General features: G+C 48.3%; 22 protein-coding genes, 1 tRNA gene and 1 pseudogene. 21 read left to right on the top strand and 3 right to left on the bottom strand.

Features of this window, described 5'->3' with window-relative positions; genetic code table 11:
* Positions 1-13: 13 nt before the first annotated feature.
* Positions 14-98, top strand: a tRNA-Leu gene (locus tag EWA64_RS12580).
* A 122-nt stretch (positions 99-220) separates the two neighbouring features.
* Here EWA64_RS12580 and EWA64_RS12575 read toward each other — a convergent pair.
* Positions 221-1,369, bottom strand: a complete 1,149-nt coding sequence (locus EWA64_RS12575; protein ID WP_061893705.1) for a 2-octaprenyl-3-methyl-6-methoxy-1,4-benzoquinol hydroxylase — start codon at positions 1,367-1,369, stop codon at positions 221-223.
* A 305-nt stretch (positions 1,370-1,674) separates the two neighbouring features.
* Here EWA64_RS12575 and miaB point away from each other — a divergent pair, with 305 nt between their 5' ends.
* From miaB to lnt, 5 genes are all read left to right on the top strand, one after another.
* Positions 1,675-3,099: a tRNA (N6-isopentenyl adenosine(37)-C2)-methylthiotransferase MiaB gene (gene miaB / locus EWA64_RS12570; protein WP_061893702.1), complete on the top strand. Its 1,425-nt coding sequence runs from the start codon at positions 1,675-1,677 to the stop codon at positions 3,097-3,099.
* Between the two features lie 71 nt (positions 3,100-3,170).
* Positions 3,171-4,283, top strand: a complete 1,113-nt coding sequence (locus EWA64_RS12565; protein ID WP_061893701.1) for a PhoH family protein — start codon at positions 3,171-3,173, stop codon at positions 4,281-4,283.
* Positions 4,273-4,737: an rRNA maturation RNase YbeY gene (gene ybeY, locus EWA64_RS12560; RefSeq protein WP_061893700.1), complete on the top strand. Its 465-nt coding sequence runs from the start codon at positions 4,273-4,275 to the stop codon at positions 4,735-4,737. Before EWA64_RS12565 ends, ybeY begins: the two co-directional genes overlap by 11 nt.
* 78 nt (positions 4,738-4,815) lie before the next feature.
* A complete protein-coding gene (gene corC, locus EWA64_RS12555) occupies positions 4,816-5,715 on the top strand; it encodes a CNNM family magnesium/cobalt transport protein CorC (protein ID WP_061893699.1) in 900 nt (299 codons plus the stop codon).
* Positions 5,716-5,754: 39 nt separating this feature from the next.
* Positions 5,755-7,272, top strand: coding sequence for an apolipoprotein N-acyltransferase (gene lnt, locus EWA64_RS12550; protein ID WP_061893704.1), 1,518 nt, complete (start codon positions 5,755-5,757; stop codon positions 7,270-7,272).
* Positions 7,273-7,352: 80 nt separating this feature from the next.
* Here lnt and EWA64_RS12545 read toward each other — a convergent pair whose 3' ends face one another.
* Positions 7,353-7,823: a zinc ribbon-containing protein gene (locus tag EWA64_RS12545; protein ID WP_039424541.1), complete on the bottom strand. Its 471-nt coding sequence runs from the start codon at positions 7,821-7,823 to the stop codon at positions 7,353-7,355.
* Positions 7,824-7,945: 122 nt separating this feature from the next.
* Here EWA64_RS12545 and leuS point away from each other — a divergent pair, with 122 nt between their 5' ends.
* The 13 genes and pseudogenes from leuS to EWA64_RS12480 all read left to right on the top strand — a co-directional run bounded on the left by leuS (position 7,946) and on the right by EWA64_RS12480 (position 20,945).
* Positions 7,946-10,522: a leucine--tRNA ligase gene (gene leuS, locus EWA64_RS12540; protein WP_061893698.1), complete on the top strand. Its 2,577-nt coding sequence runs from the start codon at positions 7,946-7,948 to the stop codon at positions 10,520-10,522.
* Between the two features lie 176 nt (positions 10,523-10,698).
* A complete protein-coding gene (locus tag EWA64_RS12535; RefSeq protein ID WP_061893697.1) occupies positions 10,699-11,217 on the top strand; it encodes an LPS-assembly lipoprotein LptE in 519 nt (172 codons plus the stop codon).
* Positions 11,218-11,222: 5 nt separating this feature from the next.
* Positions 11,223-12,248: a DNA polymerase III subunit delta gene (gene holA, locus EWA64_RS12530; protein WP_061893696.1), complete on the top strand. Its 1,026-nt coding sequence runs from the start codon at positions 11,223-11,225 to the stop codon at positions 12,246-12,248.
* A 69-nt stretch (positions 12,249-12,317) separates the two neighbouring features.
* Positions 12,318-12,635 carry a ribosome silencing factor gene (rsfS, locus tag EWA64_RS12525; RefSeq protein ID WP_039424530.1) on the top strand — a complete coding sequence of 106 codons (318 nt, stop codon included), beginning with the start codon at positions 12,318-12,320 and terminating at the stop codon, positions 12,633-12,635.
* A 4-nt stretch (positions 12,636-12,639) separates the two neighbouring features.
* Positions 12,640-13,110 carry a 23S rRNA (pseudouridine(1915)-N(3))-methyltransferase RlmH gene (gene rlmH, locus EWA64_RS12520; protein WP_039424527.1) on the top strand — a complete coding sequence of 157 codons (471 nt, stop codon included), beginning with the start codon at positions 12,640-12,642 and terminating at the stop codon, positions 13,108-13,110.
* A 30-nt stretch (positions 13,111-13,140) separates the two neighbouring features.
* Positions 13,141-15,032, top strand: a pseudogene (gene mrdA, locus EWA64_RS12515) (penicillin-binding protein 2).
* Positions 15,032-16,153 carry a rod shape-determining protein RodA gene (gene rodA / locus EWA64_RS12510; RefSeq protein WP_061893694.1) on the top strand — a complete coding sequence of 374 codons (1,122 nt, stop codon included), beginning with the start codon at positions 15,032-15,034 and terminating at the stop codon, positions 16,151-16,153. The pseudogene mrdA and the gene rodA overlap by 1 nt, the downstream one beginning before the upstream one ends.
* A complete protein-coding gene (locus EWA64_RS12505; RefSeq protein WP_061893693.1) occupies positions 16,153-16,947 on the top strand; it encodes a septal ring lytic transglycosylase RlpA family protein in 795 nt (264 codons plus the stop codon). The genes rodA and EWA64_RS12505 overlap by 1 nt, the downstream gene beginning before the upstream one ends.
* A 91-nt stretch (positions 16,948-17,038) precedes the next feature.
* Positions 17,039-18,220: a serine hydrolase gene (locus EWA64_RS12500; RefSeq protein WP_061893692.1), complete on the top strand. Its 1,182-nt coding sequence runs from the start codon at positions 17,039-17,041 to the stop codon at positions 18,218-18,220.
* 120 nt (positions 18,221-18,340) lie between these two features.
* The gene (ybeD, locus tag EWA64_RS12495; RefSeq protein ID WP_039424513.1) at positions 18,341-18,619 is read left to right on the top strand and encodes a DUF493 family protein YbeD; all 279 of its coding nucleotides are present in this window, start codon (positions 18,341-18,343) and stop codon (positions 18,617-18,619) included.
* 178 nt (positions 18,620-18,797) lie between these two features.
* Positions 18,798-19,454 (top strand): lipoyl(octanoyl) transferase LipB, encoded by a 657-nt coding sequence (gene lipB, locus EWA64_RS12490; RefSeq protein WP_061893691.1) that lies wholly within the window; start codon positions 18,798-18,800, stop codon positions 19,452-19,454.
* A complete protein-coding gene (gene lipA / locus EWA64_RS12485) occupies positions 19,451-20,416 on the top strand; it encodes a lipoyl synthase (RefSeq protein WP_061893690.1) in 966 nt (321 codons plus the stop codon). The genes lipB and lipA overlap by 4 nt, the downstream gene beginning before the upstream one ends.
* Before the next feature lie 193 nt (positions 20,417-20,609).
* Complete coding sequence (locus tag EWA64_RS12480; protein ID WP_061893689.1) at positions 20,610-20,945, top strand: hypothetical protein; 336 nt, start codon at positions 20,610-20,612, stop codon at positions 20,943-20,945.
* Positions 20,946-21,021: 76 nt separating this feature from the next.
* On the opposite strand, the gene glyA is transcribed toward EWA64_RS12480, so the two are convergent.
* Positions 21,022-22,272 carry a serine hydroxymethyltransferase gene (gene glyA, locus EWA64_RS12475; protein WP_061893688.1) on the bottom strand — a complete coding sequence of 417 codons (1,251 nt, stop codon included), beginning with the start codon at positions 22,270-22,272 and terminating at the stop codon, positions 21,022-21,024.
* 346 nt (positions 22,273-22,618) lie between these two features.
* Between glyA and EWA64_RS12470 the strand changes: the two genes are divergently transcribed.
* Positions 22,619-23,218, top strand: coding sequence for a YitT family protein (locus EWA64_RS12470; protein ID WP_039461028.1), 600 nt, complete (start codon positions 22,619-22,621; stop codon positions 23,216-23,218).
* Between the two features lie 84 nt (positions 23,219-23,302).
* Positions 23,303-24,850 carry a transcriptional regulator gene (locus EWA64_RS12465; protein WP_065860318.1) on the top strand — a complete coding sequence of 516 codons (1,548 nt, stop codon included), beginning with the start codon at positions 23,303-23,305 and terminating at the stop codon, positions 24,848-24,850.
* The last annotated feature ends 5 nt before the right edge of the window (positions 24,851-24,855 follow it).

Genomic DNA, 24,855 nt, shown 5'->3' with positions numbered 1-24,855 from the left:
GGTAAGTTAATATGCGGAAGTGGCGAAATTGGTAGACGCACCAGATTTAGGTTCTGGCGCCGCAAGGTGTGAGAGTTCGAGTCTCTCCTTCCGCACCATAAACATTAAACCCAGCTTTGGCTGGGTTTTGTTTTATCTAAGCATCCCAAATCTCTTTCGATTCCTCATAAAAAAGCGAGCCCAAACAAGCCCGCTTCCTGAATAAAAAATAATGTGTTCTTTATAGCCCTAATGCGTATTTCAGCACTTGTTGTTTGACTGGCCCAGCGTGTTCAGCCAGCTTCAACGCGGCATTACGGGCAAACTTCAATGGCGTAAGATCGTTGCTAAACCCTTTATAGAATAGGTCCATCCCTGTTTGCATCAGCAGATTATCGGCACGACGCGCGGATTGATATTGCTTTTGCGCTTGCAAGGACAATGGTTTGCCATCACAGACCTTAAGCAGTTGCTCGACATCTTTAAAACCTAAATTAACTCCTTGGCCAGCAAGCGGATTAATAGTGTGAGCCGCATCGCCAACAAGCAGGCAGTTGTGCTTGGCATAGCTTTGTGCGTGTCGACGAGTCAGTGGGAACGTCCCCCAACGCAATACGTTGATCTCGCCCAATTCATCCGGAAAATGAGTGAGAATTTCTTGCTTAAGCTGCTGCGCCGAGAGAGAAGAGAGCTTACGAATACGTTGCGGCGAGTCGTACCACACCAAAGAAGCTTGGCTCCCACACAGTGGTAAGAAAGAGCGAGGACCACTTGGCGTAAATTGTTGCCACGTGATGTCTTGTTGCGGCAGCGCAGTCTCTACGCTTATTAACATACAATGCTGACGATAGTCCCAAGCTGTCACACCAATGCCCGCTAAATCACGGACTTTGGAATGAGCCCCATCGGCGCCAATGACCCAATCCGCCTCTACCTGCAGACCACTCTCCAGTGTTAACTGGTTAGTTTGCATAAACTGGATGCTTTGAAGACGTTCAGGGCACAGTAGCGTCAAATTGTCATAATGGACAAACTCTTGCCATAATCCCAATTGAATCAAACGGTTTTCAACAATGAACCCCAACTGTTCTAGCTGCAGCGCATCACTGTGAAAACGTGTGCGACACTCTGGGTGCTCCCATGTTTCAAGGCGCTTGTAAGGACAAACACGCATCGCCTTAATGTGCTGCCAAGCACCGAGAGTCTCGAGCAGACGCACCGAATTATGCGAGATGGCGGAAACACGGATATCCATAGCCTGATGCGGGAAAAACGCTTCAGGCACGGCACTGTCTATCACCAGCACACTTCGGCCTTGCTTGGCAAAACCAATCGCAACCGCGGCACCCACCATGCCTCCACCGATAACAGCGATGTCATATTTGTTCATTTGCTTCTCTTGATCATCTTGATTCACAGACGGTTTTTCATTGTACGTTTAGCCGCGGCATATACGAAATACTTTGTCAAAAATGACCAAATCGAATTGATCGTCATCGCCTTTTTGTCAGTAAAAAACCTCACCATTTAAGAGGTGAAATCCTAGATTCCATCAGGCTTTGCAGAGAATTGGCCAGATGACTAGTCAGTCGGTTTTTAAAGCAGTACAATACGCCGCTTACCGCCGCGAGGGCGGCTATAATTTGAACATCCATAGTTCAACGTTTTTTCAGTATTAATACGAGCGAAAGTGAGATGAGTAAGAAACTGCTAATTAAGACCTGGGGTTGCCAGATGAACGAATACGATTCATCAAAAATGGCGGATCTGCTGAACGCAGCGAATGGCTACGAATTAACAGAAGAACCAGAAGAAGCTGATGTCTTACTCCTGAATACCTGTTCTATCCGTGAAAAAGCACAAGAGAAAGTATTCCACCAGCTTGGTCGCTGGAAAACGCTGAAAGATAAAAAACCGGGCGTGGTGATCGGCGTTGGTGGTTGTGTGGCGACTCAGGAAGGGGATCACATTCGTGATCGCGCCCCGTTTGTTGACGTCATTTTTGGCCCGCAAACCCTGCACCGCTTGCCTGAAATGATCAAACAGTCACAGACTGAAGACATTCCGGTAATGGATATCTCTTTCCCTGAGATTGAGAAATTCGACCGACTACCAGAGCCTCGTGCGGAAGGCGCTACCGCCTTCGTATCCATCATGGAAGGCTGTTCTAAATACTGTACTTACTGCGTAGTGCCTTACACCCGTGGTGAGGAAGTAAGCCGTCCGATGGACGACGTACTTTATGAAATCGCCCAGCTTGCTGAACAAGGCGTGCGTGAAGTGAACCTGCTTGGGCAGAACGTAAACGCCTACCGTGGACCAATGCACGATGGTGAGATCTGCTCGTTTGCTCAATTACTGCGTTTAGTTGCTTCAATTGACGGCATTGACCGCATCCGCTTTACTACCAGCCACCCGCTGGAGTTTACTGACGACATCATCGCGGTTTACGAAGACACCCCTGAGCTGGTGAGCTTCCTGCATTTGCCAGTACAAAGTGGTAGCGATCGCATTCTAACCATGATGAAACGCCCACACACGGCCATTGAGTACAAATCGATCATCCGTAAACTGCGTAAAGCACGCCCTGACATTCAAATCAGTTCGGACTTCATTGTCGGCTTCCCTGGTGAAAGCGACAAAGATTTCCAAGACACAATGAAACTGATCCGCGAGGTCGATTTTGATATGAGCTTTAGCTTTATCTTCTCACCTCGCCCTGGCACGCCAGCAGCCGACTATCCGTGTGATCTGTCAGAAGAAACCAAAAAAGAGCGTTTGTACGAACTGCAACAACAGATCAATACCCAAGCAATGCGCTATTCTCGCCTGATGATGGGAACCGAGCAGCGTATTCTGGTCGAAGGCCCGTCGAAGAAAAATTTGATGGAACTGCGTGGCCGTACCGAAAACAACCGCGTGGTCAATTTCGAAGGCAGCGCTGACCTGATTGGCCAATTTGTCGATGTGAAGATCGTCGACGTTTTCCCGAACTCTCTGCGTGGTGAGTTGATTCGTACCGAAAAAGAGATGAATCTGCGCAGTGTTATTTCTCCAACCCAAATGATGGCGAAAACCCGCCGTGAAGATGAGCTGGGTGTAGCGACTTTTACGCCTTAAGCTTATAGAAACCGCCATAGGGGATCTGGTCGTTATCAGGTCCCCGAAAGTGGCCGTAATGAGAGGCAAATTTGAGCAATAAAATAGTTACTCTGGAAATCAATCTAGAACCTTCCGACAATCGTCGTCTTGCCAGTTTATGTGGCCCATTTGACGACAATATCAAGCATTTAGAACGTCGTCTTGGCGTTGAAATCAGTAACCGTGGCCACTTTTTTACCATCGTCGGTAAAGCGCACACCTCGGCTGCAGCACTGGACATACTCAAAACCCTGTACGTGGAAACCGCACCGGTACGCGATCAAATCAAAGACATTGAGCCAGAAGATATTCACCTCGCGATCAAAGAGTCTGGTGTTCTTGAGCAGCACAGTGAATCTGCGATTGCCCACGGAAAAGAAGTTTTTGTTAAGACCAAAAAAGGCGTCATCAAACCAAGAACGCCCAATCAGGCGCAGTATCTGGTCAACATGGTCACGCACGACATCACCTTCGGTATTGGCCCTGCGGGAACCGGTAAAACCTATCTAGCGGTCGCTGCGGCTGTCGATGCTCTGGAGCGTCAAGAGATCCGCCGTATTCTACTCACCCGCCCTGCCGTTGAAGCAGGAGAAAAACTCGGCTTTCTTCCGGGTGATTTGAGCCAAAAAGTGGATCCGTACCTGCGTCCGTTGTACGACGCCCTGTTCGAAATGCTCGGCTTTGAGCGCGTAGAAAAACTGATTGAACGTAACGTCATTGAAGTGGCACCACTCGCTTATATGCGCGGACGCACGCTTAACGACGCCTTCATTATTCTCGATGAAAGTCAAAACACCACGGTTGAACAGATGAAAATGTTCTTAACCCGTATCGGTTTTAACTCTCGCGCCGTGATTACCGGTGACATTACTCAGATTGACTTACCTCGTGGTGCAAAATCGGGCCTACGCCATGCGATTGAGGTACTCAACGAAGTAGACGAAATCAGCTTCAACTTCTTCCAAGCTGACGATGTGGTGCGCCACCCCGTAGTTGCTCGTATCGTCAACGCCTACGAAAAATGGGAAGCGCAAGACCAAAAAGAGCGCAAAGCATTTGAGCAGCGTCGCCGTGAAGAACGTGATGCCAAACTACTGGAAGCCGCCAAAGCAGAACTGACCGCAACGCTCAATGCCGATAAGGAAACCACCAATGGCCATTGAACTGGATCTGCAATTCGCGGTCGAAGATCAGCGTGAATTACCCTCTGCAGAGATGTTGCAAAGCTGGCTGGAGAAAACCATCGCGCCGTTCCAGCCACAAGCTGAAGTCACCATTCGTATTGTCGATGAGACAGAGAGTCACCAGCTAAATTTCGATTATCGCGGTAAAGATAAGCCAACTAATGTGCTCTCTTTCCCATTCGAAGCGCCGCCCGGAATGGAGCTCGATCTGCTTGGTGATTTGGTGATTTGCCGCCAAGTGGTAGAGCAAGAAGCCATCGAACAGAATAAACCCTTAATGGCGCACTGGGCGCATATGGTTGTACATGGTAGCCTGCATCTGCTAGGTTATGACCATATCGAGGACGACGAAGCAGAAGAGATGGAGTCCCTCGAGAGTGAAATCATGCAGGAAATGGGCTTTGAAGACCCCTATCTTGCGGAGAAAATGTAAGTATCTCGCGCGCAATCTTGCGCAGATACTGAGATGTGAGCTATCACACATCTGGTAGCGTTACTAATTAGAGAAACAATGAACGAAGATAATTCTCCCTCTTCTAGCGAAGGTAAAAAAGAAAAGGCGGAAGGTCCGAGTAGAAAGTCCTTCTTTGAACGCCTTGGTCAATTATTTCAAGGAGAGCCGAAAGACCGCCAAGAACTGGTCGATGTCATTCGCGACTCTGAAATCAATGACCTGATTGACCATGACACCCGAGATATGCTCGAAGGCGTGATGGAAATTGCAGAGATGCGAGTGAGAGATATCATGCTCCCTCGCTCGCAAATGGTCACTATCGAGAGAAAAGACGATCTCGATACCCTTATCGCTCTCATCACCGATGCTCAGCACTCGCGCTATCCGGTGATCAGCGAAGATAAAGACCATGTCGAAGGCATTCTACTTGCGAAGGACTTACTCAAATACTTAGGCTCAGACAGTGCTCCATTTGATATCGAAGAGGTTATCCGCCCTGCGGTAGTGGTTCCTGAAAGCAAGCGTGTAGATCGCCTGCTCAAAGAGTTCCGCCAAGAACGTTATCACATGGCTATTGTCGTCGACGAATTCGGAGGAGTATCCGGCCTTGTCACCATTGAAGACATTCTCGAAGAGATTGTTGGAGACATCGAAGATGAATTCGATGAAGAAGAAGATGCTGATATTCGTAAACTCAGTAAACATACGTTTTCGGTCAAAGCACTCACCACGATAGAAGAGTTTAACGAACTCTTTGGTACTCGCTTTAGTGATGAAGAGATCGATACGGTGGGCGGTTTGGTGATGACGGCTTTTGGCCATCTGCCATCACGTGGCGAAATGATTGAAATTGAAGGTTACAACTTCAAAGTCACCGCCTGCGATAACCGACGTGTGATACAACTTCAGGTAACCGTTCCAGAAGCAATGTCTGTAACAGAAACTCCTGAAGAGTAACGCTCACTTCCTCACATGAGGAAAATCTGGCGAATAATGATGAATAACAACTTATTTCATCGCCTCAAGCGGCCCATTGCGGCCGCTTTTGTTGGCGCTTTAACCACTCTTGCTTTTGCTCCCTATCAAATCTGGCCGCTGGCGTTGCTCAGCCCGACGTTACTACTACTGCTCCTGCACCGACAAACACCACGCCAAGCGTTGGGGATTGGTTATGCGTGGGGATTGGGACAATTTGCCTCAGGAGTGAGCTGGGTTTATGTCAGCATCTCTGGGTTTGGTGGCATGCCGTTAGCGGCGAACCTGTTTCTCATGGGGGCGTTAATCGCTTATTTAGCCCTGTATAGCGGCCTATTTGCTTGGTGCTATCAACGCTTTTTTGCCGAGGCCACCTTGGTTAATTTGCTGCTTGCCTCACCAGGCTTATGGTTAATCACGGACTGGTTACGTGGTTGGGTGATGACGGGCTTTCCTTGGCTATGGTTGGGTTACAGCCAAATTGATTCCCCTTTGGCAAGTTTCGCACCAATCGGTGGCGTAGAGCTACTGACGCTGCTGCTACTTGTTTCGTCGGGCGCATTGGCTTACATGCTGCTCCATAAACGTTGGTCGATGGCTTTGCTCCCTCTGGTGCTTTTTAGCACTGGCTTTGGTCTTTCCTCATTCGATTGGGTTACGCCTCAGGCTAACAAAACGACTAAAGTGGCGCTAATTCAAGGTAATGTTGATCAAAATCTCAAATGGCTCCCCAGTCAGCGCTGGCCAACCATTATGAAGTACACCGACCTGAGCCGGGAAAACTGGGATGCGGATATCATCGTCTGGCCAGAAGCCGCCATACCGGCGCTAGAAGTCGATCTGCCTTCCTACCTGCGCAATCTCGATAGTGCGGCCAAAATGAACGACAGTGCCATTATCACCGGCGTGGTCAACCAATCTGAGGATGGTCAGTTCTACAACAGCATTCTCTCGGTAGGGGTCACTGCTTATGGCGATTACCAGTTTGATCTTTCAAAACGCTACCACAAACATCACTTGTTACCTTTTGGTGAGTTTGTGCCGTTTGAGCAGCTTCTTCGCCCGCTGGCGCCCTTTTTTAACTTGCCGATGTCCTCGTTCAGCCGCGGCACCTTTGTCCAGCCAAACATTCGGGCGAACGGTTTTCATCTTGCGCCCGCACTCTGCTACGAGATTATTTTCAACGAGCAGGTACGGCAAAATGTCACCGATGAGACCGATTTCCTACTCACTCTCTCGAATGACGCTTGGTTTGGCCACTCAATTGGTCCACTGCAACACATGGAAATCGCGCGCATGCGGGCACTGGAATTAGGGAAGCCGCTTATTCGCTCTACCAATAACGGCCTAACGGCTGTCACGGATCACAAGGGCAAGATTGTCGCTTCCATTCCTCAATTTGAGACCGCCGTTCTGCGTGCCGAGTTAACGCCAACGCTTGGGCAAACACCCTACCAACGCTTTGGCACCTGGCCAATCTACTTGTGGGTTGCTGGCGCACTGAGTTTGGCCCTGCTGGCCAATCGCCGCAAGGTATAACTCAGATGCACAAACACAAAAGGTACGCAACGGCGTACCTTTTTACTGACTGGCAAACTCAACGATGCTTAACGGCTGAATTAAGGCTTGAGTGCCTGACGGCTAAACCCCGTGTGACCGCATTTAATGCAGGGAATAATCACCGTCGGATGGTTATAACTGGTTTTGTGTCCACACTCATCGCACACCAAATTCCCCAGACCAATCACCTCACCCGCTTCGTAGAGCCCTTGATGTTCAAGATCTTCAAACAGCTCAACCCACTCCACTTTGGTTCTATCGGTGATCTCAAGTAGCCCCTGCCAGATAGAATCGGCAATCGTCAGATAGAAAGGGCCACTTTTACTCTCTTCATAACTGTCGGCGAACTCTTTCAAATCCGCCTTCACATAAGCGGAAATCAACGCCAACTCATCTTTGGTCATGTCATTCGCGGCGGAGATCACCTTGCCCGAGGTTTGCAGTACTTGATTCACTTCGTCTGGGCTATGTTTCAGTGTCTCAATGACATCTTCCAACATTTCTTCATAACCGGTTTTACGTTTCGGCATAACTGACCTCCATCGGTAAAGATTGGCTATTGTTGTGCACCCTGCCTTTAGGTATTCTATGACGATCTATTTCAATCTGTTCTAACCGAACTCACAAATTCCAAGATAACCGGATACCATCGATGCAAGAACAATATAATCCACAAGATATTGAACAGAAAGTTCAACAGCACTGGGACAACAATAAAACCTTCGTTGTGACTGAAGATCCAACCAAAGAGAAATTCTACTGCCTCTCTATGTTCCCATACCCAAGTGGTCGACTGCACATGGGTCACGTGCGTAACTACACCATCGGTGACGTCGTATCTCGTTTCCAACGCCTACAAGGCAAAAACGTCATGCAGCCAATCGGCTGGGACGCTTTCGGTCTGCCCGCAGAAAACGCAGCGGTAAAAAACAACACCGCTCCTGCACCTTGGACTTACGAAAATATCGAATACATGAAAAACCAGCTGAAATTGCTGGGGTTTGGTTATGACTGGAATCGCGAATTTGCCACTTGCCGCCCTGAGTACTATCGCTGGGAACAAGAGTTCTTTACCAAACTGTATGAAAAAGGCTTGGTTTACAAGAAGACCTCTTCCGTCAACTGGTGTCCGAACGACCAAACTGTTCTTGCCAACGAACAGGTTGAAGACGGCTGCTGCTGGCGTTGTGACACGCCGGTAGAGCAAAAAGAGATCCCGCAGTGGTTCATTAAGATCACCGCATATGCGCAAGAGCTGCTTGACGATCTGGATAACCTAGAGGGCTGGCCAGAAATGGTCAAAACCATGCAGCGCAACTGGATTGGTCGCTCTGAAGGCGTTGAGCTTAAGTTTGCGGTGCAAGACCAAGCGCAAGATCTGGAAGTGTACACTACACGTCCTGATACGCTGATGGGCGTAACTTATGTTGGTATCGCCGCAGGCCACCCTTTAGCTAAGCTGGCGGCAGAAACTAATCCTGAACTCGCAGCGTTCATCGACGAGTGTAAGAACACCAAAGTCGCTGAAGCTGAGCTTGCGACCATGGAGAAAAAAGGTATGGCAACGGGCCTTACCGCGATTCATCCATTGAATGGTCGTGAAGTGCCAATTTACGTCGCTAACTTCGTCTTGATGGACTACGGCACAGGCGCGGTGATGGCTGTTCCTGCGCACGACCAACGCGACTACGAGTTCGCCACCAAATACGGTTTAGACATCATTCCAGTGATCAAACCGGCTGACGGCAGTGAACTCGATATTTCAGAAGCGGCCTACACCGAAAAAGGCGTGCTGTTTGATTCCGGCGAGTTCGATGGCCTAGAATTCCAAGCCGCATTTGATGCAATCGCAGCGAAACTGGAAGCCGAAGGCAAAGGTGTGAAAACCGTGAACTTCCGTCTGCGTGACTGGGGTGTCTCTCGTCAACGTTACTGGGGTGCACCGATCCCAATGGTCACCACGGAAGATGGCCAAGTTCACCCAGTTCCGGCTGACCAACTGCCAGTGATTCTACCAGAAGACGTGGTGATGGACGGCGTAACTAGCCCGATCAAAGCCGACAAAGAGTGGGCGAAGACCACTTTTAACGGCGAACCTGCGCTACGTGAAACCGATACTTTCGATACTTTTATGGAATCGTCTTGGTACTACGCGCGTTACTGCAGCCCACAAGCGGACGACATTCTCGATCCAGAGAAAGCCAACTACTGGCTACCAGTTGACCAGTACATCGGCGGTATTGAGCACGCGTGTATGCACCTTCTGTACTCTCGCTTCTTCCACAAATTGTTGCGTGATGCGGGTTATGTCACCTCTGACGAGCCGTTCAAGCAACTACTGTGTCAAGGTATGGTATTGGCCGATGCCTTCTACTACACCAACGACAAAGGCGGTAAAGAGTGGGTGGCACCAACCGAGGTGAAAGTAGAACGTGACGGCAAAGGCCGCATCACCTCTGCTATCGACTCAGAAGGCCGCAATGTGGAGCACTCAGGCATGATCAAAATGTCTAAGTCAAAAAACAACGGCATCGATCCTCAAGAGATGGTCGACAAATACGGCGCAGACACCGTACGTCTGTTCATGATGTTTGCTTCACCAGCGGACATGACACTGGAATGGCAAGAATCTGGCGTTGAAGGAGCGAACCGCTTCCTAAAACGTGTGTGGAAGCTGGTCAAAGAGCACACAGAAAAAGGCGCTGCACAATCAGTAGATGTTGCAACGCTGTCTGGCGATCAAAAAGCGCTTCGCCGTGATGTTCACAAAACCATCGCCAAAGTCACCGATGACGTAGCTCGTCGTCAGACCTTCAATACCGCTATCGCAGCGATCATGGAACTGATGAACAAACTGGCCAAAGCGCCTCAGGAGTCTGAGCAAGATCGTGCGATTCTAGACGAAGCACTCAAAGCGGTTGTTGCTATGCTTTACCCAATCACTCCGCACATCTGTTTTGAAATGTGGAACGCTCTGGGCGAAAGCAACATCGACAACGCGGTATGGCCAAACCATGATGAACAAGCCTTGGTTGAAGAGGAAAAACTCATTGTGGTACAGGTAAACGGTAAAGTACGTGGCAAAATCACCGTTGCCGCTGATGCCAGCAAGGAACAAGTTGAAGCGCTGGGTCTGAGCGAAGAGAACGTGGCAAAACATCTAGAAGGTGTCACAATTCGCAAAGTGATTTACGTACCGGGTAAACTGCTAAGCATCGTGGCGAACTAAGCATCGCTTGGTTGCGAACCTTTTCATGACTTTCTAGTCCAATCAGGGGCGGCTTACACCGCCCCTACTTATCTCAAGTCTCTTATCTAAACTCATTGAGCCATCAGTGCGTTTAGATAAGAACCATGAAATACAGGCGCGCGCTTGTATTTGCTAACATCAGGAAGAGCCTCTCCATGCGTTTTAAGTCTCTATTCAAACTTGTCACTGTCCTGACACTCTCTAGCGTGATCTCGGCTTGTGGATTTCATCTTCGTGGGGAATTTTCCGTACCCGATGAATTGAGTACCCTTTCTTTCACCAGTTATGATCAGTACAGCCCCTTAACCCGCTATGTAAGCAGCCAGTTGACCCTCAACAAAGTCAATCTTGTTGCACCAGCAGAGAAGGTACCCAACTTGTATTTGATGGAAGAAAAACTCACCGAGCGGACGCTTTCACTGTACCAAAACAGCCGCGCGGCAGAAAAAGAGTTAACTTATGTGGTGAAGTACAAAGTCACGATGCCTGACGTTGGTAGCAAAGATTTCACCACCACAGTCAATCGCAACTTTCTCGATAACCCGCTAACTGCACTGGCTAAGTCGGTTGAGCGCGACGTAATTGAAGATGAGATGCGCGCTCAGGCGGCTAACCAGATGATGCGTCAGTTAGGCCGTCTACGGGCCGAGTTTGATGATCAAAATACGCAATAAGTACTATGAGAATTTATGCAGAACGGCTGGTGGAACAGCTCGACAAATCCCTAAAACCTGTCTACCTAATCTTTGGCAACGAGCCTTTGCTTGTCCAAGAAAGCCGCTTGGCAATTCAAAAAGCGGCTTTGCGCCAAGGCTTTGAGGAGCGACATCGTTTTGCCGTCGATGCCAGCTTAAATTGGAACGAAGTGTACGACTGTTTTCAAGCCTTGAGCCTATTTTCCAGTCGCCAAATTGTCGAACTGGAATTGCCGGAAACCGGAGTAAATACCGCGATTGCCAGCGAGTTACTCTCGCTTTCATCGATGTTGCATCCAGACACCTTATTGGTGGTAATTGGTAGCAAGTTAAACAAAGCGCAAGAAAACGCCAAATGGTTTAAAACGCTAACGCAGCATGGTCATTGGGTCAGTTGCCAAACTCCAGACATGGCACGTTTACCGCAATTCGTGCAAGGCCGCTGTCGCCAACTCGGACTCAAACCCGATCAACAAGCAGTACAAATGCTGGCACAATGGCACGAAGGCAACTTATTTGCCTTGGTGCAAAGCTTAGAAAAACTGGCGCTACTCTATCCTGATGGCGTGCTGAACTTGGTTCGACTGGAAGAGTCTCTCAGTCGTCACAACCATTTCACCCCCTTTCACTGGATCGATGCACTACTCGAAGGCAAAGCCAATCGCTGCCAGAAAATCCTGCGTCAACTCGCCGCCGAAGGGGTAGAAAGCGTCATCTTGTTGCGCTCACTACAAAAGGAACTGATGCTACTGCTCAAAATGCAGGCTTTGTCGGCTCAACTGCCGCTCAACGCTATTTTTGAGCAACATAAAGTTTGGTCAAACAAAAGGCCACTCTACCATGCAGCGCTAACTCGATTGACTTACCAACGCCTTCAACGCCTGTTGCAGTTACTGACTCAGGCAGAGCTGCTGGCCAAAACCCAATATGAACAATCGGAGTGGCCACTTCTTCATCAATTAAGCTTGGAGATGTGCCTGCCTGACGCAGAGTTGGCTTGTAAAGCGTAAAAGCGTGCTATATTGCGCGCCTTACTGAATGAATAGTTGAATCAATAGATACACACCGAGGAAATTTGAGTGCTTCGCGAACAACTGAAAGACTTTTTGGCCGATAAAGCAGACGACATGAAAGCGGAGAACATCGTTGTTCTCAACGTTGAGGGCAAATCGAGTGTGACCGATTTTATGATCATCTGCAGTGGAAACTCGAAACGCCATGTTTCTTCCATCGCTGATCACGTTGCAGAAGAAGTGAAGAAAGTGGGGTTGACACCACTTGGCATGGAAGGAGAGAAAGAAGGCGAATGGGTCGTTCTCGATCTGGGGGATGCCATGTTACACGTGATGCAAGAAGAGCAGCGCCAACTTTATCAACTAGAAAAGCTTTGGGGTTAATGGTTTGAAGATTCAGCTCATCGCCGTTGGCACAAAAATGCCAAAATGGGTCGAAGAAGGTTTCCAAGAATACCGCCGCCGTTTCCCGCATGATATGCCACTCGAACTGATTGAAATCCCAGCGGGGAAACGAGGAAAAAATGCCGACATCGCGCGCATTTTGCAAAAAGAGGGCGAAGCGATGCTCGCCGCTGTGCCTAAAGGCAACCGCATCGTCACGTTGGATATTCCCGGCAAAAGGTGGGACACACCACAGTTAGCCGAGCAATTAGAGGCGTGGAAGCTCGACAGTCGCGATGTTTCTATCCTGATTGGTGGTCCAGAAGGTCTGGCTCCGGCTTGCAAAGCAGCAGCAGAGCAGAGCTGGTCACTCTCGCCCCTGACCTTGCCTCACCCACTCGTTCGCGTGGTGATGGCGGAAAGCTTGTACCGAGCATGGAGTATCACGGCGAATCACCCTTATCACCGTGAATAATTGTCTTTCCAACCCTGAGAACCTGCGTTAATGATACGGAAACGCCGAAGTCATATACGAGATTACCAAGCCGAAGCACGATTGTTTGCCCGTCGTGCCATTGTCTCTTTTATTGGCATCATTGCTTTGATGGGCGTATTGGTTGCTAACTTGTACAACATCCAAGTCAACCAATATCAAGATTACAAAACCCGCTCAAACGATAACCGCATCAAAATTGTCCCCATCGCCCCTAATCGTGGTCTCATTTATGACCGCAATGGCGTGCTACTAGCAGAAAACCGTCCGGTTTTTGACTTAGAGATCACCCCTGAAAAAGTCAAAAACATGCAGGAAACCATTGCGCAACTGCAGACGATTGTCGACATTACCCCAGAGCAAATCGAACGCTTTGAACGTGAGCGTAAACGCACACGACGTTTTAAATCAGTGCCTATTCTCACCCAACTGACAGAAGAACAAGTAGCGGTGTTTGCCGTCAATCAGTACCGTTTCCCCGGCGTCGAAGTGAGCGGCACTCTCAAACGCTACTATCCTTACGGCAAAGTATTAACCCACGTTATTGGTTACGTTTCTCGCATCAATGACCGCGACATGCAGCGCCTGATTGACGAAGAGAAAGACGCCAATTATCAGGCGACACGAGATATCGGTAAGCTCGGCATCGAAAAATACTACGAAGATTTATTGCACGGCACTGCTGGCTACCAAGAGGTCGAAGTCAACAGCCGTGGACGCGTGATCCGCACGCTCAAATTTGTCCCGCCGGTGCCTGGCAAAGATATCGTGCTCAATATTGATATTGAATTGCAGCTGTATGTCCATCAGTTACTTGATGGCCGCCGCGGCAGTGCCATTGTGCTTGATCCGAAAGACAACGGCATTCTGGCGATGGTATCGAGCCCAAGCTATGACCCGAATGCGTTCGTTCATGGCATCTCAGGCAAAGGCTACGCCGATTTGCTCAACGACAAAAATCGTCCGTTAGTCAACCGTGCTACCTTAGGTATCTATCCGCCCGCATCAACGGTGAAACCCTTTATTGCGGTCGCAGCACTGCAAGAAGGCATTGTCACACCGACCACCACACGTAACGATCCTGGCTATTGGCGCATCCCCAACTCTAACACCCGGGCATTTCGTGACTGGTTACGTTGGGGTCATGGTAGAGTCAATCTAGTGCAATCAATTGAAGAGTCGGTCGATACTTTCTTCTATCAAATCGCTTACGATATGGGGATCGACACACTATCGCATTGGATGAGCATGTTTGGTTTTGGTGACTACACTGGCATCGATATTTTTGAAGAAAGTAAGGCCAACATGCCCACTCGAGATTGGAAAATGTCGCGTCATAAAACGCCGTGGTACAAAGGCGACACTATTCCGGTCGGTATTGGACAGGGCTACTGGACCTCAACCCCTATGCAATTGGCCAAAGCCACCTCCGTGCTGGTGAAAGAAGGCAACGTCATCGCGCCTCACCTGCTGCGCGCGACGATTGAAAATGGCGAAGCGTTCGATACCCGTCAGCTCTCAGACTATGAAACTTATCCACCAATTCAAAACGTGGCAGATAAGTATTGGAGCCTAGCAAAAGAAGGGATGCGTTTGGCCAACCATGGTAAAAAAGGCACAGCGCGACGCCATTTTGCCAATATGCCTTACATGACCGCGGGGAAATCGGGCACCGCGCAGGTTTTTGGCCTTGCGGAAGATGAAGAGTATAAAGCGGACGAGATTGCCGAACACTTGCGCGACCATGCCTTGTTTACTGGTTTTGCCCCATTCGATGATCCTAAAGTCATCGTTACCGTGGTACTGGAAAACGCGGGGGGGGCTCCTCCAACGGCGCGCCAGTGGTGAGGCGAATTTTCGATAAAGCACTACTCGACAAAGAAACTAACGAGGTCAAACGATAATGAAGCTTGATCCATCCACAGGTAAGAACCGGGCAATGTTTGAACGCCTGCATATCGACTTGCCGTTGTTACTGGGCATTTTGCTACTGATGGGCTTTGGTTTGGTGGTGATGTACAGCGCCAGTGGACAGAGTTTGGCAATGATGGACCGACAAGCCATGCGTATGGTGTTAGCCACCGTGGTGATGCTGGTGTTGGCGCAACTGTCTCCGCGTACTTACGAAGCACTGGCCCCACTGATGTTTGTCACTGGCGTCGCTTTGCTGTTCGGCGTACTGTTCTTTGGTGAGGCGTCAAAAGGCGCACAGCGCTGGCTCAATCTTGGCTTTGTCCGTTTCCAGCCCTCAGAACTACTCAAGCTTGCCGTCCCTTTAATGGTGGCGCGTTACATTGGACGTCGTCCTCTCCCGCCGACGTTCAAAACACTGTGCATCGCCATGGCGATGGTGTTTGTACCGACAATTTTAATCGCCAAACAGCCCGACCTAGGCACATCCATCCTTATTGCGGCATCAGGTATTTTTGTTATCTTTCTTGCTGGCATCAGTTGGCGCATTATCGCAGCCGCCGCGGTCGCACTGGGCGGATTCATCCCCGTGTTATGGTTTTTCTTGATGCACGAATACCAGAAAACCCGCGTACGCACACTGTTTAACCCGGAATCGGATCCGCTCGGCGCGGGCTATCACATCATTCAAAGCAAGATAGCGATTGGCTCCGGCGGCATCTCTGGTAAAGGTTGGTTGCAAGGCACCCAATCGCAGCTTGAGTTCTTGCCAGAACGCCATACCGACTTTATTTTTGCGGTGATTGCCGAAGAATGGGGCATGGTCGGTTTCTTGTTATTACTCTCGCTTTATCTGTTTATTATTGGCCGCGGCTTATACTTAGCCTCACAAGCGCAAACCGCATTTGGCCGCATGATGGCAGGCAGTGTGGTGCTCAGTTTCTTCGTCTACATTTTTGTCAACATCGGCATGGTCAGTGGGATATTGCCAGTGGTGGGTGTACCACTTCCCCTCATCAGCTACGGTGGTACTTCCATGGTGACCTTGATGGCCGGTTTTGGCATTTTGATGTCAATTCACACCCATCGCAAAGCATTCTCAAAGGCGACCTAATGCACTATTCGACCCATTTATCGCTACTCAGCTTTGTTACGATCTTATTGGTAGGATGCAGCTCTGCACCGACCGGACGTTACGCGTTAGAATCGGACGTCGCGCCGGACCAGCCCATTTCAGTCGCACACATCGAAGATGCGCATCCTCGCTACGAACCTTACAGTTTGGGTGGAAATCGCGACTACACGCTGCGAGGCCAGGAATATAAGATCGTTCGCGATGCCAAAGGTTTTCGCGAATCTGGCATTGCGTCGTGGTACGGCTCTAAATTTCAGGGGCACTTAACCTCAAACGGCGAAATCTACGACATGTATTCGATGACCGCCGCACACAAAACCCTGCCACTGCCTAGTTATGTCAAAGTCACCAATCAAGATAACGGCAGAAGCACCATAGTGCGCGTCAATGATCGCGGGCCGTTCCACGAAGGTCGAATCATCGATCTGAGCTACGCCGCTGCCTATAAGTTGGACGTGCTCAAAACGGGTACGGCGAATGTTAAGATTGAAGTGCTGACGTTTGATCCACCTACCGATGCCAAATCACTGCAAAATCACCCGCGTTACACAGTGCAAGTACTCAGTTCGAAATCCGCGGAAAAAGCGCGAACTTTAGCGCAAGATTTGAGTCAAAGCCTCAAGGTCGAGACATTTCTCGACAGTAACGACGAAATACATAGGCTGATGTTAGGGCCATTTACTGACTATTCTCTGACGCAACAACTGCTCGATCAGGTTAAGTTAGCGGGTTACCAAAGCGCCTTCATCAAAAAGTACACCGTGGCACATTGACATGCGGCACAACACTTTCTAGTGTTAGACGCTCTGACTTACAGTACGAATCTGTTAAGATATGGACAATTAACCAAAAAATAGAATTACCATGAACAAAACGACAAAACTTGTGAAATCGATTCTCGTTTCTTCCCTTGCATTTTCTGCAACGCTAGCTCACTCAGTTTCTGCTGCTCCCGTCGTGGTTCCTGACGCTCCACAGATCGCCGCGAAAGGTTTTGTTCTAATGGATTACCATTCAGGCAAGGTTTTAGCTGAAAAAGAGATGGACACCAAACTCTCGCCAGCGAGCTTAACTAAAATGATGACCAGCTATGTCATTGGCCAAGAGTTAGGCAGAGGAAACATCAACCTCGACGACGATGTGGTGATCAGCAAGAACGCTTGGGCAAAGAACTTCCCTGATTCGTCAAAAATGTTCATTGAAGTTGGCACGACGGTCAAAGTCAAAGAGCTTAACCGCGGGATCATCATTCAGTCTGGCAATGATGCGTGTGTCGCTATGGCAGAGCATATAGCCGGTTCAGAAGATGCCTTCGTTGACCTGATGAACGCTTGGGCAAGCTCAATTGGTATGAGCAATACCCACTTTGCCAACGTACATGGCCTAGACAATCCAAACCTTTACTCAACTCCTTATGATATGGCTCTTTTAGGTCAAGCGTTGATCCGTGACGTGCCGGAAGAATACCGTATCTACGCAGAGAAAAAATTCACCTACAACGGCATTACTCAGTACAACCGTAACGGCCTGCTGTGGGATAAAAGCATGAACGTGGACGGTATTAAAACTGGTCATACTGACAACGCGGGTTACAGCCTAGTCAGTTCAGCAACTGAAGGTAAGATGCGCCTGATCGCGGTTGTAATGGGTACCAAAGATATGAACGCCCGTAAATCTGAGAGCAAAAAACTGCTCAGCTACGGCTTTCGCTTTTTCGAAACAGTGGCACCGCACAAAGCGGGAGAAACGTTTGTTGAAGAGAAAATCTGGATGGGTAACAAAGACACCTTGGCGCTCGGTGTGAACGAAGATACTTATGTCACCCTGCCACGCGGACAAGCAAAAAATCTGACCGCTAGCTTTGTACTAGAGAAAGAGCTGCAAGCCCCGATCAAGAAGGGCGACATCGTCGGTAAGCTTTACTATCAAGCCGATGGCGAAGACGTCGCGCAGTACCCGCTGATGGCACTGGAAACCGTCGAAGAAGGCAGTCTGTTCAGCCGACTATGGGATTACATTGTGCTGCTACTCAAGAGCTTGTTCTAAGCCAAAACAATGAGTTATTTTAAGCCGCCTTTTGGGCGGCTTTATTGCTCTTGAGATCACAACCGATAGACAGTACTATTTCGCCCCGCACAACCGAATATCAACCTGGAGTTATTCTCAATGCTAACCATCAACTCTGACGCCAAATTAAAAGATCTTCTTGAGTTTCCTTGTTCATTTACCTACAAGGTTATGGGTTACGCTAAGCCTGAGCTACCAGAAAAAGTGCTGGCGGTGATTCAGCGTCACGCACCGGGTGATTACAGTCCAGCGGTCAAACCGAGTGCAAAAGGCAATTATCACTCCGTTTCCATCAATATCACCGCCACCTCTATCGAGCAGGTTGAAACTCTGTATAAAGAGCTGGGCGAGATTGATATCGTTCGCATGGTTCTATAATTTTTTGATAGATTAAATTTTTTTTGAAAGCAGCAATTTGCTGCTTTCTTTATATTTATCATATGGATAGATATAAGAACTTACACCAATGAGTTAAAAAGCTGTTACAGACATATAGTTCAAACCGCTGAACAGGTTTATAATGCAAAAACTTTATTAAGCGATGACAGGATAAAGTATGCACAATCAACTGGTAGTAAAGCGCCTTGGTAGACAAGACTACTCCCCAGTCTGGCAGGCGATGCACCAATTTACCGACCAACGTAGCGAAGAGACCCGTGACGAAGTGTGGTTGGTAGAACACAACCCCGTATTTACTCAAGGCCAAGCAGGAAAAGCCGAACATTTGCTCAATACAGGAGATATTCCTGTCGTGCAAAGTGATCGAGGCGGACAGGTTACGTATCACGGGCCGGGACAATTGGTGGTCTACTTCTTGATTAACCTTCGTCGCAAAAAATTAGGGGTGCGCGATCTCGTCACTACGATAGAGAATCTCGTAATTAATACCCTAAAAGCCTACAATATCGATTCTGCAGCACGACCGGATGCTCCGGGCGTCTACGTGGATGGAAAAAAGATCTGCTCATTGGGCCTGCGTATCCGTAAAGGGTGCTCATTTCATGGCTTAGCACTCAACGTCAATATGGATCTCTCCCCTTTCCTGCGTATCAACCCTTGCGGTTATCAAGGAATGGAAATGGTCCAAGTGAGTGAGCTTGGAGGCCCCAACGAACTCGCAACGATAGAGCAGCAACTAATCAAAGAACTGGTCAATTTGCTTGGTTATGAGCAAGTGACATTCAGCACAGAAGCAGAAGTAAGAGAAGCATGAGTAAACCAATTCAGATGGAAAAAGGCGTTAAATATCGTGACGCTGACAAAATGGCCCTGATTCCAGTCAAGAACATGCCGACTGAGCAGAAAGAGATGTTACGTAAGCCCGCTTGGATGAAGATCAAACTGCCTTCTGACAGTCAACGTATTCAAGACATCAAAGCGGCCATGCGTAAAAACAATCTCCATTCCGTTTGTGAAGAGGCGTCTTGTCCTAACCTTGCTGAATGTTTTAACCACGGCACCGCCACCTTTATGATCTTGGGCGCAATCTGCACCCGTCGCTGCCCATTTTGCGATGTAGCTCATGGCCGACCATTACCACCAGAAGCGGAAGAGCCGACCAAGTTAGCTAAAACCATCGCTGATATGAAACTCAAGTACGTGGTGGTTACATCGGTTGACCGTGACGATCTACGCGATGGCGGAGCGAAACACTTTGCCGATTGCAACCGAGAAATCCGTGCACTCAATCCACACATTCGCATCGAAACACTGGTGCCGGACTTTCGTGGCCGTATGGACGTTGCGTTAGACGCATTGAAAGATAACCCGCCAGATGTGTTTAACCACAATTTAGAAACCGCGCCGCGTCTTTACCGCAAGGCGCGACCAGGTGCGAATTATCAGTGGTCACTGGATTTGCTGAAGAAGTTCAAAGAGCAACATCCTAGTGTGCCGACTAAATCAGGCCTGATGATGGGCCTAGGTGAAACCAAAGAAGAGATCATCGAAGTACTGAAAGATCTACGTGCGCACGGTGTCACCATGCTGACACTCGGTCAGTACTTGGCACCAAGCCGTCATCACCTCCCAGTAGAACGTTATGTTCCGCCAGAAGAATTTGATGAACTGAAAGAGATTGCATTAGAACTGGGCTTTACTCATGCGGCTTGTGGTCCATTCGTACGCTCTTCTTACCATGCAGATATGCAAGCGCAAGGTCTGGAAGTCAAGTAACCGTCCATAATGTTGCAAAGGCTGAATGTATATCACGTTCAGCCTTTTTATTTGTCTCATCTCATCTACGTTACTGAGGTTTAACCTTGCGATGGGTTGTCATCTCAACACCATTTATATAGGCTTGATGCAAGTGCATATCATCTCGGTTAACTATGCTCATTAGCATTCCCAACACAAAGGATTTTTTAGAATGAATAAGTTTGGATTTATCGCCCTGCTCTCTACGACCTTCCTGGCGGGGTGCGCACAACAAAACACCGCGCAAGATAATTACCGCGAAGCATCTTTTGAACTGTGCAACACGGAAGTAAAAATTTACTCGGTGAGCAAAGATGGTCGTGTGCGCATCGTCTGTGCCGATGGGGCAAAATTTGCGCTCAACAGCGAAGAAACACTCAATACTATGCGTGATATCAATATCGATTATTGTGATGGTGAAGGGTTGGGTAAATTTAGCGAGACATCAAACTACTACTCATTCCAGTGTAAATCTGGCTCTTTGCTGAGTATCTCGAAAGAGAAATAATCTCTTATTCGATTGTGTTTTTTAACTAAACAAAAAGGCTTCCTCATGGGAAGCCTTTCTTTTATTACTTTAATACTTATGCATAAACCGGAAGACGCTGGCAGATTTCCAGTACTTTCGCTTTGGTGGCCGCAATCACATCATCGTTACCGATGTTATCTAGTACATCGCACATCCAATCAGCCAGATTGGTTGCATCAGCTTCAGTAAAGCCACGGCGAGTGATCGCAGGCGTACCAACACGGATACCAGAAGTCACAAATGGGCTGCGTGGATCGTTTGGCACTGAGTTTTTGTTGACTGTAATGTTAGCAGCACCCAACGCAGCATCAGCATCTTTACCGGTGATCTCTTTGTCGATCAGATCCACAAGGAACAGATGGTTTTCTGTGCTGTTAGAAACAATCTTGTAACCGCGAGCTTGGAACTGAGCCACCATCGCTTTGGCATTTTTCACCACACGTTCTTGGTACGCCTTGAACTCTGGTTCCATCGCTTCTTTGAACGCGACCGCTTTACCCGCGATCACGTGCATCAGAGGGCCACCTTGGCCACCAGGGAATACCGCAGAGTTCAGTTTCTTATACATATCTTCGCCAGCGTTTGACAAAATCAAACCACCGCGAGGACCAGCGAGCGTTTTGTGTGTTGTGGTGGTCACAACGTGCGCGTGTGGAACGGGCGTTGGGTAAACGCCTGCGGCAATTAGACCGGCAACATGCGCCATATCGACAAACAAATAAGCCCCGACTTTATCCGCGATTTCACGCATGCGCTTCCAATCAACAATTTGAGAGTAGGCAGAGAAGCCACCGATGATCATCTTCGGCTTGTGCTCAAGAGCAAGGGCTTCCATTTCGTCGTAATTGATTTGACCTGCTTCATCAATGCCATAAGGGATGACATTGTAGTGTTTACCAGAGAAGTTAACTGGTGAGCCGTGCGTCAAGTGACCGCCGTGCGCTAGGCTCATGCCCAACACGGTATCGCCAGGGTTAAGCAGTGCCATGTATACCGCGCTGTTCGCTTGAGAGCCAGAATGCGGCTGAACGTTTGCATATTCACAACCAAACAGTTGGCAAGCTCGGTCAATCGCCAGAGATTCGGCTTTATCGACATACTCGCAACCACCGTAGTAACGCTTACCTGGGTAGCCTTCTGCGTATTTGTTAGTTAGCTGAGAACCTTGCGCTTCCATTACACGTGGGCTGGTGTAGTTTTCAGAAGCAATCAGTTCGATGTGCTCTTCCTGACGAAGGGTTTCTTCCTGGATAGCTGCGAATAGCTCCGGATCGTAATCAGCGATATTCATATCACGCTTAAGCATCTGTATCTCCTGACTCAGATTAGACTGAAAGTTGCAAAAAAACTGTCGAATGACCCAACGCAAACGTTTTCGTCACCGTAATGGCGCGCATTCTACATAATTTGATCTAGGTCATAAAGAGAAAAGTTCACTTTTCTTATGCAGTTTTTTCATGATGACATTTGAGAAGATTCATCTTCACCGATGATGATGACAAGGATGCGACTTCAACTGTCAATTTTTGCGTTTTACACCCTGTAAAACAACAATTACATAGGTTTACCCTAATTTTAGTCGTCTAGCTACCGAAAAGATCGGCTTTTGACTACTATGCTCGCCCCTTCTTGCGCATTAAATTTAGGAACTGATGGAAAAACACTCACACAAAGAGGACTGGATTGCTATCCTAACTGGCACCTTTCTGGTCGCCCAAGGCGTCTTCTTTCTGCAATCGGCACATCTTCTTACAGGTGGCACTACGGGGCTCGCTTTGCTGGTGTCTCAGTTTACTCCATTCACGTTTGGATTGTTGTACTTTTTGAGCAACTGTCCTTTCTATTTGCTTGCGTGGCGACGTTATGGCAGACGATTTGCTTTTAATAGTGCGATTTCTGGCGCTTTAGTCTCTATTTTCGCCGATAACCTGTATTTAGTCATCTCTGTCGATAACATCCATCCGGTCTACTGCGCGATTGCTGGTGGGCTTTTCATGGGTTTGGGAATGCTTATCTTGTTTCGTCACCGTTCCAGTCTTGGTGGTTTCAATGTTTTGTGCCTTTATGTGCAGGACAAATTCGGTATTTCGGTTGGAAAATCTCAGATGGCGATAGACGCAGCGATTCTGGCTGCCTCGTTTTTCTTTGTGACGCCAAACACGATTTTACTCTCGATTCTCGGTGCGTTCGCTTTAAATCTCGTGCTCGCCATGAATCATAAACCCCATCGTTACAAGGTGAATTATTCTTGACGTCAAGCTTATGACATATTGTCCTGTTTTGGCCTGTGAAAGTGCTATAGACTATCTATAGTGTTCATGACGTAACCCAATGTGATGCAAGATTTTTTAACCAAAGCGAAAGAACAGCAATGTCATATTCTAATCTGCCAGTTAGAATATGACCCTATCACCAGAGCGCTTGTTCTCGATGACGAAATCATCGATCTTGAACCTAGAACAGCCGAGTTAATTGAACTGCTTCTCACCCATGTCGGTGAGCCTCTCTCTGCTGACACCATTATTCAGACTATTTGGCAAAGTGATTTCATCTCGCGTAATGTGCTCACTAACCGCATTTCAACCTTAAGAGCCTTGCTACAGAAGCACTTACCTGCTGAAGACGCCACCAAGATTCTCGTTACTTATCCGCGGAAAGGTTACTTCTTCAGTTTGGGGCATATCGCACTGAAAACGCTATCTCCTGCTCCCGACGACGAACCGTCTTCTAGCGTCTCTCCGCAACCAGAGGCCAAAGTTTCCTCAGGCTATCCCCAGATAATACGTCTTCTCTCTTTGCTGTGTACCGTATTCGCGCTAGTCGCATGCACCTTGAGTTACCTTTATTGGCATGAGAAGCACACAGCAATCGAAAAAGCGCGTGAGCATCAAGCGATTCAACTACGAGAATTATTGCTTAATCGAGTTGATGCCATTGGGTCTCTAGCGAGTTCACATCGCAAAGCGATCAAAGCGCTTATCCTAGAGCAACAGATTGAGTATCCATACACCGATATCGTCAATCAGGACTCGCCAGATTATTTCGTTTCTCCACTCGAACACGGCCCTTATTTTCCTGGCGCTAAAAATGTTCGTCGCAGTGATTACGCATTGAACATTCGCTTAAAAGACACGCAAGACCAACAGCATCTCCAAGCTGAAGCACGGATTCAGTCTTCCAGATCAGAGAAGGTAGTGTTTAAAGCCATTTATTCAGTGGATGTTGAAGATCTCAGCGGCAGTTTACTGGCGCTACAACAAGACATTGCGCGCTTTTTTAACCTTCCCGTGCCAACGGGCTATGATTGGGCACTGAGGAATAGAGGAGAGCTTGAGCAGTTAGATAAAGCCATGGCCGAGGGTAAAATCAAACCCACCGATGAATTTACCGCATTGTACATTGCAAGGCATTTCGCTCTGGTTGAAACCGACACGGATACCCGTAAAAGAGCACTGGAAGTACTGCAAACCTATTTCGCTCAATTGCCCGAAGAGTTGACCGTCTGGCTGGGCATTCTCCATTTTAAAGTCAGCAGTTTTGATTCTGCCTACGATTTTTTGCGTACTCCCGTTGGCAGCTCGAGAATCGACAACGCCTTTATCTATCTCTTGCTGTCGGATATTTCCTATCGACAAGGAAAAACAGAGCCATTTCGTCTCAACTACATGCTCTCGATTGTCGCGCTCTCACGCATTTTATCGACAGAGCAATTGTTTGAACGCTTGGCGCAGCCAGAATCGTCTGACACTTGCTATCAACCTTGGCAAAAATTGGGCAACAACTTAGATGACCCAAGCGTGATTGAAACTTGGCGCCCAGTGGTTAAAGCGTATTGTGAGAAGATCGGTGCAGAGTTACAAAAATCACTATCTACAACTCCCTAATCACA

The sequence above is a fragment of the Vibrio cidicii genome, assembly GCF_009665415.1.
Classification (GTDB): Bacteria; Pseudomonadota; Gammaproteobacteria; order Enterobacterales; family Vibrionaceae; genus Vibrio; species Vibrio cidicii.
Note: the sequence above shows the minus strand (reverse complement) of the source record. Positions and strands in the feature narration are given on the sequence as shown.

Bases quoted from the DNA above. Each gene is read 5' to 3' on its own strand.
- ybeY (WP_061893700.1), top strand. From the start codon at position 4,273: ATGGCCATTGAACTGGATCTGCAATTCGCGGTCGAAGATCAGCGTGAA.
- EWA64_RS12535 (WP_061893697.1), top strand. From the start codon at position 10,699: ATGCGTTTTAAGTCTCTATTCAAACTTGTCACTGTCCTGACACTCTCT.
- EWA64_RS12575 (WP_061893705.1), bottom strand. From the start codon at position 1,369: ATGAACAAATATGACATCGCTGTTATCGGTGGAGGCATGGTGGGTGCC.
- EWA64_RS12500 (WP_061893692.1), top strand. From the start codon at position 17,039: ATGAACAAAACGACAAAACTTGTGAAATCGATTCTCGTTTCTTCCCTT.
- leuS (WP_061893698.1), top strand. From the start codon at position 7,946: ATGCAAGAACAATATAATCCACAAGATATTGAACAGAAAGTTCAACAG.
- holA (WP_061893696.1), top strand. From the start codon at position 11,223: ATGAGAATTTATGCAGAACGGCTGGTGGAACAGCTCGACAAATCCCTA.
- ybeD (WP_039424513.1), top strand. From the start codon at position 18,341: ATGCTAACCATCAACTCTGACGCCAAATTAAAAGATCTTCTTGAGTTT.
- EWA64_RS12465 (WP_065860318.1), top strand. From the start codon at position 23,303: ATGCAAGATTTTTTAACCAAAGCGAAAGAACAGCAATGTCATATTCTA.
- corC (WP_061893699.1), top strand. From the start codon at position 4,816: ATGAACGAAGATAATTCTCCCTCTTCTAGCGAAGGTAAAAAAGAAAAG.
- glyA (WP_061893688.1), bottom strand. From the start codon at position 22,272: ATGCTTAAGCGTGATATGAATATCGCTGATTACGATCCGGAGCTATTC.
- rodA (WP_061893694.1), top strand. From the start codon at position 15,032: ATGAAGCTTGATCCATCCACAGGTAAGAACCGGGCAATGTTTGAACGC.
- lipB (WP_061893691.1), top strand. From the start codon at position 18,798: ATGCACAATCAACTGGTAGTAAAGCGCCTTGGTAGACAAGACTACTCC.
- miaB (WP_061893702.1), top strand. From the start codon at position 1,675: ATGAGTAAGAAACTGCTAATTAAGACCTGGGGTTGCCAGATGAACGAA.
- EWA64_RS12545 (WP_039424541.1), bottom strand. From the start codon at position 7,823: ATGCCGAAACGTAAAACCGGTTATGAAGAAATGTTGGAAGATGTCATT.
- lnt (WP_061893704.1), top strand. From the start codon at position 5,755: ATGAATAACAACTTATTTCATCGCCTCAAGCGGCCCATTGCGGCCGCT.
- EWA64_RS12470 (WP_039461028.1), top strand. From the start codon at position 22,619: ATGGAAAAACACTCACACAAAGAGGACTGGATTGCTATCCTAACTGGC.
- lipA (WP_061893690.1), top strand. From the start codon at position 19,451: ATGAGTAAACCAATTCAGATGGAAAAAGGCGTTAAATATCGTGACGCT.
- EWA64_RS12480 (WP_061893689.1), top strand. From the start codon at position 20,610: ATGAATAAGTTTGGATTTATCGCCCTGCTCTCTACGACCTTCCTGGCG.
- EWA64_RS12505 (WP_061893693.1), top strand. From the start codon at position 16,153: ATGCACTATTCGACCCATTTATCGCTACTCAGCTTTGTTACGATCTTA.